Genomic DNA, 15649 nt, shown 5'->3' with positions numbered 1-15649 from the left:
ACCGGTCAGGCTCCGCCGGCTTGGAACAGAAACGAACGCGACCTTCCTCCGGGGACGCTCTTGACCATACCCAATCTCATTACGCTGGCCCGTCTGATTGCCGTTCCCGTCGTGATCCTGCTGCTGCTCGATGGCGATTTCGGTTGGGCCTTCGCCCTCTTCGTGGCCGCCGGCATTTCCGATGGCGTCGACGGAGCCATTGCCCGCCACGTACCCGGCCAGGCGAGCGAGTTGGGGCGCCTGCTCGATCCCGTCGCCGACAAGGCTCTGCTGGTCTCCATTTTCGTGGTGCTGGCGGCGATCGGCCATGCGCCGATGTGGCTGACGGTGCTGGTGGTCAGCCGTGACGTGCTGATCGTCGGCGGCGTCATCCTGTCGTGGCTGGCCTCGAAGCCGGTTCCGATCGTGCCGCTGCTCATTTCCAAGGCGAACACGGCGGCACAGATTGTCTATGCCATCCTGTTGCTTGGCGATCTCGGGCTGGCATGGCAGTTGGAGTGGCTTGTGGATATCATGGGCTGGGTGGTCGCGGCCTTGACCCTGGTCTCGGCTGCCGCCTACGTCAGAGGCTGGCTTGCATTCATGCAAGGTGAGGGCGGCGCGTGAAGCTCAGGAACACGGTACTCTTCTGGACGGGAGCGGCGTTGGTCTTCGGCCTGCTGCTCTATGTCTTCTCCTCCATCCTGCTGCCGTTCGTCGCCGGCATGGCCTTGGCCTACCTGCTCGATCCGGTCGCCGACCGTCTGGAGCGGCTCGGTCTGACGCGCACGCTGGCAACCGCGCTGATCCTCGTCCTCTTCGTTCTGCTGGCGTTGCTGGCTCTGATGATCATCGTTCCGGTGCTGGGAAGTCAGCTTCAGGGGCTGATCGCCAACATGCCGGCCTATCTCGACGCTGCCCAGCGCTGGTTGAGCCACGAGGCGGGCACGCGCCTTTTCCGGGCCCTGCGCATCTCGGCCACCGACATCCGCGGTTCGCTCGGCGCGCTGTTCAGCAACGGCTCCGCCATCATGACGACGCTGCTGTCGTCAGTCTGGAACGGCGGCCAGACGTTGATCTCCGTTGTCTCGCTTCTCGTCGTGACGCCGGTCGTCGCCTTCTACATGCTGCTCGACTGGGATCGAATGGTCGCCACCGTCGATGACAACCTGCCGCGTCATCACCGCGATACCATCCGGGCGCTGGCGCGGGAGATGAACGCCGGTGTGGCCGGTTTTGTGAGGGGGCAGGTGTCGGTATCTGCTCTGCTCGGCCTCTTCTATGCCGTCTCCCTGTCTCTGGCCGGTCTGTCCTTCGGTCTGCTGATCGGCCTTGTGGCCGGCCTCATCAGCTTCATTCCCTATTTGGGTTCGATCGTCGGCGGAGGCCTCGCCATCGGCGTAGCCCTCTATCAGTTCTGGCCCGACTGGACGTGGATCGCCGTCATTGCCGGCATCTTCGGGGTCGGCCAGTTCATCGAGGGCAACATCCTCCAGCCCAAGCTGATCGGCTCGTCGGTCGGCCTGCATCCGGTCTGGCTGATGTTTGCCCTGTTCGCCTTCGGTACGCTGTTCGGCTTCGTCGGATTGCTGATCGCGGTGCCGGCCGCCGCCTCGGTGGCCGTGCTGGTCCGCTTCGCCTTTTCCAAGTATCGGGAAAGCCCGCTCTACAGTCTCGATCGGGGCGGCCCCTCCGACCCAGCGAATGGCGATATCGCCAGTCCAGCCAAGGATGTCGCCCCATGAGTCGCATGAAACCGCGCCAGCTGCCGCTCGCCATGCCGCATCAGGCCGCGATGAGCCGCGAGGATTTCGTGGTCGGCGAGGGCAATCGCGAGGCGACCGCCTTTATCGATGCATGGCCCGACTGGCCCGCCTCCGTGGTGCTTCTGATCGGCCCGAACGGATCGGGCAAGACGCACCTCGTCAACATCTGGGCAACCAAGAGCCGCGCCTCCGTTGTCGCTGCCGCCGATCTGGCTTCGGCCGATCCCACCGCGCTCGTCAGCACCGGCGCCGTCGCCGTGGAAGACGCCGACGATCCTGCCCTCGACGAAAATGCATTGTTCCACCTCCTCAATGCGGCCCGTGGGCGGGGGGCGTCCGTTCTGATCACCGCGCATGCCGTGCCATCGGTCTGGGGCGTGACGCTGCCCGATCTTCTGTCTCGCCTTCGCGCCGCCCAGCCGGCTTTCCTCGGTCCGCCCGATGACGCGCTTCTGGAGAAGGTGATCGTAAAGCTCCTCGCGGACCGCCAACTCGCCATCGACGCCGGCGTTCTCGACTACATTCTGTTGCGCATGGAGCGATCCTGCGCTGCCGCCTGCGCCCTGGTCGAGGCGCTCGATCGCGAATCGCTGGCGCGCGGTCGTCGCATCACCCGGGCGATCGCCGCCGAGGTCCTGGCGCCGGAGGGCGAGGCGTGATCGCGAAACACGCCGTCACGAAACCGTCACTGCGATCGCCGGAAGCCGTAGACAAACTGTCACATAGCTGGTGCATGGATCAGGACCGTGGGCTAGACTGATCGTTGCCGGCCGGCTCCGCCTGGAGCCGGGGCACAGCCCCGCGAGCGTGAGGTCGTGGAGATGAGCGAGACGGAAGCTGCCGTGAGCGAGACGATAGAGGCCGAAGCCGAGCCAGTCCCGGCGATGACCATGGAATCGCCCGAGCGGTTCGTGAATCGCGAAATCTCCTGGTTGGGATTCAATCGGCGCGTCCTGGAGGAATCGGAGAATCCCAGCCATCCGCTTCTCGAGCGGCTGCGCTTCCTGTCGATATCGGCCAGCAATCTCGACGAGTTCTTCATGGTGCGCTTTGCCGGCATCAAGGGGCAGGTGCGCGAGCGCGTCACCACCCGCTCCGATGACGGTTTGACGCCCGCCGAGCAGATGACGGTGATTTCCGAAGCCGCCGCCCATCTTGCCGACGCCCAGCAGGCTCGCTGGCGCAACCTGCGTACCGAGATCGAGAAGGCCGGGATCCTTCTCGTCGAACCCGACAAGCTCAAGAGTGGCGACGAAGTCTGGCTCGAAGACTACTTCCTGTCCTCCGTGTTCCCGGTGCTGACGCCGCTTGCGGTCGACCCCGCCCATCCGTTCCCTTTCATTCCCAACCTCGGCTTCTCGATCGTCCTCGATCTCGTCAGGGTACGCGGCAACGAGAGCATGGTGGCGCTCATCCGCATGGCCGCCAAGATCGATCGCTTCGTTCGCCTGCCCGACGACAGTGCCCATCCCGGCGTGACGCGTTTCATCCTGCTGGAGCAGGTTGTGACGATGTTCATCGGCCGCCTGTTCCCCGGTTACACGGTGCGCGGGCAGGGGAGCTTCCGCATCCTGCGCGACAGCGATCTCGAAGTGGAAGAAGAGGCCGAGGATCTGGTCCGTCTGTTCGAGAGCGCGCTGAAGCGCCGTCGCAAGGGCTTGGTCATCCGCGCCGAGTTCGAGCGCTCGACGCCGGTGGCTCTGCGCCAGCTGGTTACCGAGGCGGTCGGCTGCATGCCCGATGAGGTGCAACTCCTCGACGAGTTGCTCGCCCTCAACGACCTCAGCCAACTCGTCAGCCTCGACCGGCCCGATCTCAAGTTCGAGCCCTATGCGCCCCGCTATCCCGAGCGCATCCGCGAGCATGCCGGCGACGCCTTCGCCGCCATTCGCCAGAAGGACCTGATCGTCCATCATCCCTATGAGTCCTTCGACGTGGTGGTGCAGTTCCTGCGGCAGGCGGCGGCCGACCCGGAAGTCGTCGCCATCAAGCAGACGCTCTATCGCACCTCCAACGACAGCCCCATCGTCCGCGCGCTGATCGAGGCGGCCGATGCCGGCAAATCGGTGACGGCGCTGGTCGAGCTCAAGGCGCGGTTCGATGAGGAAGCCAACATCCGCTGGGCGCGCGACCTCGAGCGTGCCGGCGTTCAGGTGGTGTTCGGCTTCTTCGAGCTGAAGACCCACGCCAAGATGTCGCTCGTGGTGCGTCGCGAGGGCCAGCAGCTCACGTCCTACTGCCATCTCGGCACCGGCAACTATCATCCGATCACCGCGAAGATCTACACCGACCTCAGCTATTTCACGGCCAACAAGACCATCGCCCAGGACGTGGCCCGCATCTTCAACTTCATCACCGGTTATGCCGAGCCACAGTCGCTCAATGCGCTGGCCATGAGCCCGCTGACGCTGAGAAAGACCATCATCGACTGCATCGGCCGGGAGATCGAGCACGCACGGGCCGGGCGCCCCGGTCAGATCTGGATGAAGATGAATTCGCTGGTCGACGCGGATATCATTGATGCGCTCTACGAGGCGAGCCAGGCTGGCGTGTCGATCGATCTCGTGGTGCGCGGCATCTGCTGCCTGAGGCCGCAGATTCCCGGCTTCTCCGACAACATCCGCGTCAAGTCGATCGTCGGCCGTTTCCTGGAACACAGCCGCATTTTCTGCTTCGGCAACGGACAGCCATTGCCCAACCCGCGCGCCACGGTCTACATCGGGTCAGCCGACATGATGCCGCGCAATCTCGACCGCCGCGTCGAGGTGCTGGTGCCCCTAACCACGGAGACCGTGCACGCCCAAGCCGTCGACCAGATCATGGTGGCCAACCTCCGCGACAACCAGCAGAGCTGGCGCCTGTTGCCCGACGGAGGCCACGAACGCATCGTGCCGGAGGCAGGCGAAGAGCCTTTCAACGCGCACCGCTACTTCATGACCCATCCATCTCTATCGGGACGTGGACACTCGCTTGAAAAAGACGCACCCAAGTCTATTGCCGGACGGAACGAAAAGCACCTGCCGGTGTGAAGCCCCCGGGCGCTTGCCCGGCTATGGCCCAGTGTCGGTCATCGACATCGGCTCCAACTCCGTTCGCCTCGTCGTCTATGAACGCCTCTCGCGGGCGCCGACCATGTTGTTCAATGAGAAGATGCTGGCCGGCCTCGGCAAGGGGCTGGCGGCAACCGGTCGGATGAATCAGCAATCGGTGGATCAGGCGCTGGCCGCCATTCGCCGATTCAAGCTTCTGGCCGAGCAGAGCGGTTCGGTTGAACTCTATATCCTGGCCACTGCCGCCGCCCGCGACGCCGCCAACGGTCCGGAGTTCCTGGAGGCGGTCGAGCGGATCTGCGGCGTCGAGGTTCACCTGCTGTCCGGTACGGACGAGGCCCGCCTGTCGGCCCTCGGCGTCATGTCGGGCATGAACCGGCCGGAAGGCATCGTCGGCGATCTCGGCGGCGGCAGCCTGGAGCTCATCCGAATAGAAAATGGCGGGGTCGGCACCGGCCGAACCTATCCCCTCGGCGGTATCCGTCTGCTGGAAGCCTCCGAGGGGTCCATTCGCAAGGCCGAGAAAATCGTCGCCGATGCGTTGGAGCCGGCCATTGTGCAGATGCCCTGCGCCGGTCTGCCCTTCTATGCCGTGGGTGGTACGTGGCGTTCGCTTGCTCTCCTGCACATGTATGAAACCGGCTATCCGCTGCATGTGATGCACAGTTATGCGATCCGGGCCGAGGAGGCGCTTGAGTTTGCCCGGGTCGTCGCCCGGCGCGATCCCGACAGCATCGACCAGATCGACGTGGTCTCGCGGTCTCGTCGCGGTTTGCTGCCCTATGGCGCCCTGGTGCTCGAACAGGTGATCCGCGCGATTCGCCCGTCGCATGTGGTGATTTCCGCCCTGGGCGTTCGCGAGGGATACCTCTACGAGCGCCTCTCCGACGAGGAGCGTGCCAAGGACCCGCTTATCGAGGCGGCGTCGGAACTCAACTGGGTTCGCTCGCGGTCACCGCGCCATGCCAAGGAACTGGTCTCCTGGTCCGAGTCCGCCTTCGCGATGCTCGGCATCGAGGAGACCGACGACGAGAAGCGCCTTCGTGCTTCGGCCTGTCTTGTCTCGGACATCGGTTGGCGCGCCCATCCCGATTATCGCGGCGAGCAGAGCCTCGGCATTCTCTCCAACGCCGCCTTTGTCGGGATCGATCATCCCGGACGCGCCTATCTGGCGCTCGCGGTCTTCTACCGGCACGTCGGCCTGGTCGATGATGCGGTGTCGCCACGCATTCGCGAACTGGCTTCGACCCGTCTCAAAGAACGCGCGCGGACGCTGGGTGCCGTACTGCGCGTTGCCTATCTGGTCAGCGCCTCGATGCCCGATGTGTTGCCGCGCACCAAGCTGTCGACCGACGGTGATCGGCTGGTTCTCGATCTGCCGGCCGATCTCGGCGATCTCTCCGGCGACCGTCTTCTCAAGCGTGTCGTCCAGCTCGCCAAGGTTGGCGGCCTAAAGGACGGCGTGATCCGCGTCGCCGGGTAAGGATGGCGATTCCCGGTCGGGGGTATCCCTGGGTGCCTCCGACCGGGAATCCACAAGTTTCACCGCTCGATGGCGATGATTTTCTTGCCGTCGAAGGTGATGGCGAGCCGGCCGCGCTTGAGCTTGAGGGCCAGTTCACCGAACATCTCTCTCCGCCAGCCGTGCATGGCCGGCACGTCGGCCTCGTCGGAGACGGCGATATCCTCAAGGTCGTCGGTGGTGGCGATCACCTTGGCGGCAACCCCCTCGGCTTCCGACACCAGCTTCAGCAGCACCTTCATCAGGTCGATGGCGGCGCCGGTCCCCTCGGGAAGTTGGCGGTGCCGCGGCAGCTTGGGCCAATCTTCCTTGGGCGTGTCGAGGGCGCGGCGCACCGCGGCCAGGATTTCCTCGCCCGAGCGTGAACGCTCCCAGCCCTTGGGAATGGTGCGAAGCTGGCCGAGCGCCTCGGGCGTCGTCGGAGCCTGCGTGGCGACCTCATAGATGCAGTCGTCCTTGATGACGCGCGAGCGCGGCACATCACGGCTCTGCGCCTCGCGCTCCCGCCAGGCGGCGACTTCCTTCAGGATGATCAGCTCGCGCGGCTTCTTGACCCGCATCTTCAGGCGCTGCCAGGCTTCGTCGGGATCGGTGTGATAGGTGCTTTCGGAGGTTAGGACCCGCATTTCCTCACCCACCCAGTCGGCGCGACCGGCCTTGGCCAGCTTGTCCTTCAGGTGACGATAGACATCGCGGAGATGGGTGACGTCGGCCTCGGCATAGTCGATCTGGCTCTGGCTCAGCGGACGGCGCGACCAGTCGGTGAAGCGGTTCGACTTGTCGAGCACGACGCCGGTCACCCGCGCAACCAACTGGTCGTAGGAAATCGAGTCGCCAAAGCCGCAGACCATCGCCGCCACCTGCGTGTCGAACAGCGGGACAGGCACGAAGCCGCCGAGATGCCAGACGATCTCGATATCCTGACGGGCGGCATGAAAGACCTTCAGCACCGCTTCGTTGCGCATCAGCTCGAAGAAGGGCGCGAGATCGAGGCCGGGCGCCAGCGCGTCGACCACGAACACCTGTTCGGGGCTGGCAAGCTGCACGACGCACAGCTTCGGCCAGAAGGTGCTTTCCCGGAGAAACTCGGTATCGACGGTGACGAAGTCGAAACGGGCGAGGTGTGCGCAGGCCTCGGCGAGCGCGGAAGTGGTAGTGATCATCGACATGAGCATCGTCTATAGCCTAGGCCAAGCGCTTTGTCGCCCGCTCCGCCTTACGAAATGCACCCGATCCCCGAGGCTTTATCGACATCGTGCAAAAGCGTCGAGGGCGCGCTTTCGCGCCATGTCGTGATCGACGATCGGCGCCGGGTAGAGAGACGGCGCCGGCCGCACCAGCGGTGGTGCCTCCCAAGGACGATGCAGCTGGCGGTTCGGCAGATCTGCGGTCTCCGGCACGAAGCGTCGGACGTAGATGCCTTCCGGATCGAACTTCTCGCCCTGGGCGGTCGGATTGAAGACGCGGAAATAGGGGGCGGCATCGGCGCCGGTGCCCGCAACCCACTGCCAGCCGAACGGGTTGGACGCGAAGTCGGCGTCAACCAACGTGTCCCAGAACCATTCTTCACCCTGCTTCCAGTGGATCAGCAGGTGCTTGGTGAGAAAGGACGCGGCGATCATGCGCACACGATTGTGCATGAAACCGGTTTGCCAGAGTTCGCGCATGCCGGCATCGACAATGGGGTAACCGGTGCGGCCGGCCGTCCATGCGCTGAAGGCAACGGGGTCCTCTCGCCAGGGAAAGCGGCTGAATCCAGCTTGGACGTTGCGAGTCGCAAGGTCGGGAAAGACGGATAGCAGATGCCAGGCGAACTCCCGCCAGCCGATCTCTGCCAGGAACTTCTCGGCGGCCTCCGCATGAACGGCATCGGCGGCTTCCGCCTTCATGACCTCGTGAACGACACGCGCGACCGCGATCTCGCCGAAACGGAGATGAGGCGACAGACGGGAAGAAGCCGCGACGGCCGGAAAGTCGCGTTCCGCGGCGTAGCGCGAAAGGCCACCATTGAGAAAGGCGGCGAGCCTCGCCTTGGCGCCAGCTTCGCCCGGTGTCCAGCTTTCGGCGAGTCCGGTCGACCAGTCGGGTCGCGTCGGATGAAGGTCGAACGAGGCAAGCGCCTCGAAGGCGACCGTCCCCTTGAAAAGCGCCATGGTCTCCGGTCGGCGGCGAAGCTGGGCTTCGGGCGCAAGATGCGGCCGATGTGCCTTCCAGAATGGTGTGAAGACACGGAAGGGGCCACCCGTCTTGGTCTGGATCGCTCCCGGCTCGAACAGCAGCCAGGCCGCATGGTCGGACACCGCAACGCCTTGCCTGCGCAACTCGACCGTCACGGCGTCGTCGATGGTGCTCCCTTCGTGGTCATATCGTCGGTTGAAGTACAGGCCGGTGGCACCGGCGCGTGTCGCGATTTCAGGCAAAATCAGGCGTGGATCACCGCGCCTCAGCACCAAGCGGCCGCCAAGAGGCTTCAGGTCTTCGTCGAGGGCGGCTAGGCTCTTGTCGAGCCACCAGCGAGCGGCGGCACCGAGCGCGCGCCGACCGGTTCCTTCCTCGAGTACGAACAGGCAGAGCAGCGGCCGGCCCGATGCCTTTGCCGCGTCAAGCGCCGGATTGTCGGCGATTCGCAAATCGTCGCGAAACCAGGCGATCACCGGTGCCATGGCACGTTCTTCGGCGCTCATGTCGCTTCCCTTTCATCGCTCTTGCCAGTTGGCCGCAAACCACCCCATATGGCGTGGAATTCAAGGACGCCACAAGGCGTCCAACGGAGGAGACCGCCGGGCCTTGCTCTCGCCATCCGACATCCTGCCGGCTGCCGCCGATGATCGTCCGCCGGCCGCCTTCGACGAGTTGTTCAAGATCGGGATAGGTCCATCTTCGTCGCACACCGTCGGGCCGATGCGCGCCGCCCTTTCCTTCATGCGGCATCTGGAATCACGCCTGCCGGACGTTGCCCGCATCACGGCCACCGCCTTCGGTTCGCTCGCATGGACCGGCAAGGGACACGCTACCGACAGGGCTCTGATCCTTGGTCTCGCCGGCTTTCGTCCTGATGATATCGATCCCGACCTCGCCGACGAGAAGCTGGGCGATATCGCATCCATGCGAGAGCTTGCGTTGCCCGATGGACGGCGGATCGTCTTCGATCCCGATCGCGACGTCGTCTTCGACTGTGTCGCCACCTTTGAGCGCCATCCCAATGCGATGCGCTTTGCTGCCCACGATGTGTCCGGCGCCGAAATCCTGTCGGAGATCTGGTATTCGGTCGGCGGCGGTTTTGTGCTGCGTGAAGGGGAGCCGGAGGGAGAGCCCGGCGCGGCTCCGCTGCCATGGCGCTATGGTACGGCTGCCGAGTTGCTGGCGCTCTCGGCGGCCACGGGGCGCTCGTTTGCCGACATCGCTCTCGACAACGAACGGGCACGCAAACCGGGCGAAGACTGCCTCGCCGTCGTCGATCGTATCGCCGAAGCCATGTTCGCTTGCATCGATCGCGGGCTTGAGCGCGACGGGGAACTGGCCGGGGGGCTCGGCGTGCGCCGGCGGGCGCGGCAGCTCCACGAGCGCATTCAGGCGCGCGAGGCGGGCAACGACCGTTCTCCGATGGTGATGATGGACTACGTCTCCTGCTTTGCCATCGCGGTCAACGAGGAGAACGCAGCCGGTGGTCGAGTCGTCACGGCGCCGACCAATGGTGCTGCCGGCGTGGTGCCGGCTGTGTTGCGCTACTATCACGATTTCTGCGGCGGCGAGCGGGATGGCATTCGCCGCTTTCTCCTGACGGCCGCGGCCATCGGCGGCCTCATCAAGCGCAACGCCTCGATCTCCGGCGCCGAAGTCGGTTGTCAGGGCGAAGTGGGCTCGGCCGCGGCCATGGCGGCGGCCGGCCTGTGCGCCGCCCTCGGAGGCAGCCCGGCCCAGGTGGAGAACGCTGCCGAGATCGCCATCGAGCATCATCTGGGCATGACCTGCGATCCGGTTGGCGGCCTCGTGCAGATTCCCTGCATCGAGCGCAACGCCTTCGGCGCCATCAAGGCAATCAACGCCGCCTCGTTGGCGCTAGCCGGTGATGGCCGTCATGTTGTCAGCCTCGACGCGGCCCTTGAGACCATGCGCCAGACCGGTCTCGACATGCAGTCGAAGTACAAGGAAACCTCCCTCGGCGGCCTCGCGGTCAACGTCACGGCCTGCTGATTGCCTGGGAACGTGGATGGGAACGCCATTCCCTTGTGGTGTAGCTTTCTGTCGACGAGCAAACTCGGGTACAGCGAGTGGCAAGGCGACGGGCTGTCGTGCCCGCCAATAGGCCAGCCGCCAAAGAAAAGATGTGAAGGAGCTCCGACCGGGAGCGGTTGAGGCTGTTCCGCGTTCACGGTCAGAACTGGACGGCAAATCCCAGCTTGGCGCCGCCGGAAGTCTGGCCGTCTCCCTCCACGTTGAAGCGAAGCGCAGCGTCGAGACTCCAACTCTCGCCGTTGGTGAGTATCAGGCCGGTGCCCACCGAACCGAAAACGCCGGAGCCGTCGAGGCCGGAGAAGCCGCTTGTGATGACGAGGCTCGGGGTCAGGGTCAAGTCCTTGTCGAGTACCACCTGACGGGTCAACTCGGCCCCGAGGCTCACCCGCAGTTGCTCGGCCAAGAAACCGTCGAGGGTAATAACGTCGCCGTCGCCGTTGCTGACGTCGTAGTCTCCCACCGTTTCCGACAGGTAGACGGCGCGCAGTTTCGGAGCCAGCGTCGTCGTCGGATCAAGATACCACTGTCCGGTGAGTGAGGTATCGAACATCCAGCGCCAAGTGTCGAAGCGTCCGTTCCAAAGGGCGGTGTCGATGTCGTTGGACGAGCCACCATAAAGCAGACTCGTATCCCAGAATACACCCCGGCCAAGCTCGAGTGAGGCATAGGGACCGGCGAGCCAGCCATTGCCGGTCAGCCTCGTTTCCTCACCCGTAGGATCGCTCATCCGGTCATGATGGAAGGAAACGCCGACGAGAGCCCGTTCTGTCAGAAGATAGTCCGCCCCGGCGGAGATCATTGCGAAACTGCCCCAGCGGTTGTTGTTCTCCTCGCGGTTGTGCATTGTGAGCGATGCGTCGATCCAGACGTTGAAGGGAGGCGGATCCGCTTCCGGTGCATGCTCTGTCGCGTTGAGCTGCGCGAGTCCTGTTGAGACCCCCAAGGTCACGCCTTCCGCGGAGGGCGACAGGCGCGCATCCATGGGCGCCCGTCTGGTCTGCATGCGTCGACGTTCTTGAAGTCCTGGCACTCTGATCGTGTTGACAATCAGGTTCTGGCGCGTCTTCACGAACCCGTGGACAAGATCGTCGATTTCCTCGGCGACGGCGACGGGATCGTAGCTGAGCGAGTAGATCACATGACCCACGTTGGAAGTTCCGAGCGAACTGGTCAGCGTGAAACCCACCGTGACCTGACCGGAATAGGCCGGGTTGGGAGTGAACTTCACATATAAGCCCAACGGACCCGGTGGCCCCACCTGGGCGAACTCGCCATTGACGATCAGGGCCGTGCCGCCATTTGCCGGCTCGACGGAAACGATGGCAGCGGAGAGGAACGGCCCCCCCGTCGCGCCAGCCGTGAGGTCTACATTCGGCGGCGCTGACCCAGGGGTGACGGTGATCTGTTTGTCAGTGGCGGTTACTTCACGCTCCTGGACAGCAAGCGTGTAGTTGCCGGAGGCCGTGACGTTGTTGGTGTCGCGCGCCTGGATCGTGAAGCTGTAGTTGCCTTCCGTCCCGACATCGAGATGGCCGCTCAACTCGCCGGACGAGACGTTGAGCACCAAGCCGGCCGGCAACGCTCCGGACGTGATGCTGTATGCATATGGCCCGGTTCCGCCGCTGGCGGTGATCGATGTGCTGTAATCTTCGTCTGCCATGGCCTCCGTCAGCGCCCCGGCCGCCGGGGAGAGCGCGATGGTGACGGGCGCGGCTGCGATCTGCAGGCTGTAGGCGGCTTGCCCGGTGTCGGTGTTGGCATCGGTGGCGGTGACGGTGAAGTTGGCCGTTCCGGCGGTGGTTGGCGTTCCGGTCAGGGCGCCGTTGGTGGCGAGGCTGAGGCCGGCCGGCAGGGCGCCGGCTGTGACGGCATAGCTGTAGGGAGCGGTGCCGCCCGAGGCGGTGAAGGTGGCGCTGTAGGCGGTACCGACCTCGCCGGCCGTCAGCGCCCCGGCCGCCGGGGAGAGCGCGATGGTGACGGGCGCGGCTGCGATCTGCAGGCTGTAGGCGGCTTGCCCGGTGTCGGTGTTGGCATCGGTGGCGGTGATGGTGAAGTTGGCCGTTCCGGCGGTGGTTGGCGTTCCGGTCAGGGCGCCGTTGGCGGCGAGGCTGAGGCCGGCCGGCAGGGCGCCGGCTGTGACGGCATAGCTGTAGGGAGCGGTGCCGCCCGAGGCGGTGAAGGTGGCGCTGTAGGCGGTACCGACCTCGCCGGCCGTCAGCGCCCCGGCCGCCGGAGAGAGCGCGATGGTGACGGGCGATCCATCCGTGCAAGTTGCCGTCATGGTCACTGAGGTGGATTGGGCCGAATTAAGGTAGAAAGCGTTGATTTCTATCGAGATATAAGTGTCGCCCACTGAAGCCGTGTGCGACCCGCTGCCGGACATGCTCCCGGAGGTTTGGGTCTCGCCGGAGACGTCGTAAGCATCGTTATTGTAGATCCAGTAGTTGGAGTAAGTGCTACTGCCGGGGACGCTGCTGCTGCCGGTTGCAGACCAGTTCAGAGTCTCGCCCGAAGCAAGATTGGGATATTCCTTGTAGACTTGGTGAGTGCCCACGGAGAGCGAGGTGGAGTTGAGCGCCACGCCTCCTCCCCAGTCGCTGTTGATTTGCGTGCAGTCCGCAGACAGTGCGTTGACCTCGGTGGTGGCGGCACAAAGGACAAGCCAGAGGGTGAGGACGAGGAGGCCACATAGGCCGAACCGCCGGGTCGCCCCCACACGTGTTCTCGCTGCGATCCCGCCCGCCTTCATACCCCATCCTTGCTTTCCGAAGAAAGCACTCCCTACGTCAACATTTTCTTCTCGAGGGTGTCTCCGGCGGGTTTGGATCCCGCCGGAGACATGCCGTTATGGACGCGGCGGGTACAGCCCAAGCGTCTGGATGCAGTAGCTCACGGCGAGGGAGGGGGACTGGTTGGAGAAGGCAACGCCATTGCCTGTATTTCCGACCGCGACCGTTCCGCCCGTGAGGCCAGTCTGGTAGGAGAAACCAATCGCACCGTGACCGGGGGTGCCGGTTAATTGGACATCAAGACCGCCCAGTGCCACTTCGGTCGCCGCTGTTGTCGAGGGCACATAGATAGATGCCGCTCCGCCGCCCCCGCTCGGCCCCTTGCCGAGAAAGGCGCCAGGTAAGATATCGGAGCCTCCTACAGAATCCTTGGCGGAGAGTGTTGCGGTGACACCCAGCGTTCCTGGATCGGCCGGCACCGTGACCGATTGCGTTCCTCCGCCCGTGCCGGTGAACGTGGCGGCATGGTTGTGCGGCGGCAGGTTGGGGACGGATAGCGTGGTGGTCGGCATTCCGGTGGCGCCGGCGAACGGCTGAGCCGGCAGGCCAGGGCCCGTGCCATAGCTGACTATTGCCCGTCCGCGCAGGTCCGGCAGGCCGAACTGCCCGCTCTGCGGGCTTCCACCGTACTGGGTGCCAATCAGGCTGTAGAGGGCCTGATTGCCATTTATCGAGATCTGCCGTCCATCCGCGGGCAGCCAGCCATTTGGGCACCAGTTGAAGCTGAAAGCGCAGATGGTCCCGGTGAAGGACTCGTCATTGCACGCCATGGCAGGCGCAGCTGTGCCGATGACAAGTGCGATTCCGCCGACAATGCCAAGTGCGGACAGGCCGTGGCTGGTGACACGGCGAAAGTGAGATATGCCCCTCATGCCTGTTACCCCTTCCGATCGCTCGCGACGAGTCTCGCTTCAGAGCAACGCCGCGCATCGCACTGTACAGCTCTATGTCAGGTTGGGGCATTGTCACAATTATCGCTATGGTTTTATTACTCATCCATTTGTTGTATTTGATTGTCGTGAACAACTGTGCGCTGCCGGTTGCAAACTGGCGGTCTGGCCCAGCGGTCACGCCGAAAGCCTCGATACGGCCTTCCAAACCATGCGCCAGATCGGCTTCGACATGCAGTCGAAGTGTGAGGAAGCCGAGCGCGGTCGGTCGCTCTCAAGGCCGATGTCCCGTTGCAGATGAGCACTGAGTCCAGCGGCGTCGTCGTGTGCTCGGGTGCGCTGCGGGCGGGCCACCCGCCAACGGAAAAGGACATGAAACAACATGCTGGTTCCCTTGAGGCTTTTCTCCCCTTCAAGAATTTGGCATGCTTCTTCAATGAGATGAAATGAAGTGTTTCCATCCGTTACATGAGAGAATTTCATGGATACCCGCCCGCTCCCTCCCATCGCCGCGTTGAGGGCTTTTTGTGGCATCGCCGAACTGGGAGGCTTCGGCCGGGCGGCCGAGCGATTGGGGACGACGCAGACGGCCGTCAGTCACCAGATCTCCCAGTTGGAGGGCTGGATCGGTGGTGTGCTGTTCGAGCGCGGTCGGAGCGGCGCTCGTCTGACCACCAGGGGCGCGCGGCTTTATCCATCGGTGGCAGAGGCGTTGCGCAACCTTGAGGAAGCGCTGCGGACCGCCCGCGCCGATGCCAGTCGTGGTCGCGTCGAACTGTCGGTGACGCCAGAGTTTTCAAGCCAGTGGCTGGCGCCGCGTTTGGCAGGTTTCGTCCAGCGCTTTCCGGATATCGAGCTGGTGCTGTCGGTTGGCTATCAGGCGCCGGATCTCTCGGCAGGACGTGCCGATCTGGCCATCCGGCTGGGTGGGGGCGGCACAGGCCTCGTCGCCGAGCCTCTGACCGCCGACGACGAGTTCGCCGTTTGTGCGCCGTCCCTGCTCGGTCATCTTCCAGAGCGCCGAGCCTTTCTGGCAGCGCCTTGCCTGACCTACGACGGTGTCCGGCACACGGCTCTCGACTGGCGGCGCTGGTTTGAGCAGCAGGACGTCGAAGCCGTCGCCCCGGATTTTGCCGACCGAATGGCGGCGGCGATCCCTTTTCCGACCTTTGCCGACATGCTTGCCGCTTGCCGGCGTGGAGAAGGCTTTGCGCTGGTGCGCACCTCGCTCGTTGAGGCCGATCTGCAGTCTGGCAGTCTGGTCCGCGCCTTCGTGGAAACCCAGCCGTCGCCGTTCAACTACAGCCTGATCTATCCGCGCTCCGCTCTGGCCAATCCCGGCGTGGCGGCCTTCCGCCAATGGATTTTCGCCGAGGCGGCGCAACCGATCGGATGACCAGACGCGGGGTTGTCGTGT

General features: G+C 64.4%; 12 protein-coding genes. 7 read left to right on the top strand and 5 right to left on the bottom strand.

Translation table 11 applies throughout. The features are described from left to right. Positions 1 to 60: 60 nt before the first annotated feature. The 5 genes from M4J39_RS05895 (at position 61) to M4J39_RS05875 (ending at position 6278) form a co-directional block, all read left to right on the top strand. Complete coding sequence (locus M4J39_RS05895; protein WP_251726897.1) at positions 61 to 606, top strand: CDP-alcohol phosphatidyltransferase family protein; 546 nt, start codon at positions 61 to 63, stop codon at positions 604 to 606. Continuing rightward, positions 603 to 1724, top strand: coding sequence for an AI-2E family transporter (locus M4J39_RS05890; RefSeq protein WP_251726896.1), 1122 nt, complete (start codon positions 603 to 605; stop codon positions 1722 to 1724). The genes M4J39_RS05895 and M4J39_RS05890 overlap by 4 nt, the downstream gene beginning before the upstream one ends. Beyond that, a complete protein-coding gene (locus M4J39_RS05885) occupies positions 1721 to 2404 on the top strand; it encodes a hypothetical protein (protein ID WP_371875404.1) in 684 nt (227 codons plus the stop codon). Before M4J39_RS05890 ends, M4J39_RS05885 begins: the two co-directional genes overlap by 4 nt. A gap of 162 nt (positions 2405 to 2566) precedes the next feature. Continuing rightward, positions 2567 to 4774, top strand: coding sequence for an RNA degradosome polyphosphate kinase (locus tag M4J39_RS05880; protein WP_256469695.1), 2208 nt, complete (start codon positions 2567 to 2569; stop codon positions 4772 to 4774). A gap of 31 nt (positions 4775 to 4805) precedes the next feature. Next, the gene (locus tag M4J39_RS05875; RefSeq protein WP_371875403.1) at positions 4806 to 6278 is read left to right on the top strand and encodes a Ppx/GppA family phosphatase; all 1473 of its coding nucleotides are present in this window, start codon (positions 4806 to 4808) and stop codon (positions 6276 to 6278) included. Positions 6279 to 6337: 59 nt separating this feature from the next. On the opposite strand, the gene rnd is transcribed toward M4J39_RS05875, so the two are convergent. Together rnd and M4J39_RS05865 are read right to left on the bottom strand one after the other, a co-directional pair. After that, positions 6338 to 7486 carry a ribonuclease D gene (gene rnd, locus M4J39_RS05870; RefSeq protein ID WP_251726895.1) on the bottom strand — a complete coding sequence of 383 codons (1149 nt, stop codon included), beginning with the start codon at positions 7484 to 7486 and terminating at the stop codon, positions 6338 to 6340. Between the two features lie 75 nt (positions 7487 to 7561). Next, positions 7562 to 9001 (bottom strand): deoxyribodipyrimidine photo-lyase, encoded by a 1440-nt coding sequence (locus tag M4J39_RS05865; protein WP_251726894.1) that lies wholly within the window; start codon positions 8999 to 9001, stop codon positions 7562 to 7564. A gap of 124 nt (positions 9002 to 9125) precedes the next feature. Between M4J39_RS05865 and M4J39_RS05860 the strand changes: the two genes are divergently transcribed. Beyond that, a complete protein-coding gene (locus M4J39_RS05860) occupies positions 9126 to 10511 on the top strand; it encodes an L-serine ammonia-lyase (RefSeq protein WP_371875431.1) in 1386 nt (461 codons plus the stop codon). Between the two features lie 181 nt (positions 10512 to 10692). Here the strand turns inward: M4J39_RS05860 and M4J39_RS05855 are convergent, their stop codons facing one another. The 3 genes from M4J39_RS05855 to M4J39_RS05845 all read right to left on the bottom strand — a co-directional run bounded on the left by M4J39_RS05855 (position 10693) and on the right by M4J39_RS05845 (position 14715). Continuing rightward, a complete protein-coding gene (locus M4J39_RS05855) occupies positions 10693 to 13269 on the bottom strand; it encodes a putative Ig domain-containing protein (protein ID WP_251726892.1) in 2577 nt (858 codons plus the stop codon). 129 nt (positions 13270 to 13398) lie between these two features. Next, positions 13399 to 14214 (bottom strand): phage tail protein, encoded by an 816-nt coding sequence (locus M4J39_RS05850; protein WP_251726891.1) that lies wholly within the window; start codon positions 14212 to 14214, stop codon positions 13399 to 13401. A 195-nt stretch (positions 14215 to 14409) separates the two neighbouring features. Next, positions 14410 to 14715, bottom strand: coding sequence for a hypothetical protein (locus M4J39_RS05845; protein ID WP_251726890.1), 306 nt, complete (start codon positions 14713 to 14715; stop codon positions 14410 to 14412). Between M4J39_RS05845 and M4J39_RS05840 the strand changes: the two genes are divergently transcribed. Further along, positions 14714 to 15628, top strand: coding sequence for a LysR substrate-binding domain-containing protein (locus tag M4J39_RS05840; RefSeq protein ID WP_251726889.1), 915 nt, complete (start codon positions 14714 to 14716; stop codon positions 15626 to 15628). The two genes, M4J39_RS05845 and M4J39_RS05840, sit on opposite strands and share 2 nt — an antisense overlap. The last annotated feature ends 21 nt before the right edge of the window (positions 15629 to 15649 follow it).

This window comes from Pleomorphomonas sp. NRK KF1 (assembly GCF_023721755.1).
GTDB lineage: Bacteria > Pseudomonadota > Alphaproteobacteria > Rhizobiales > Pleomorphomonadaceae > Pleomorphomonas.
The sequence above is the reverse complement of the archived record's forward strand: the minus strand, read 5'-3'. Positions and strand labels throughout refer to the sequence as shown.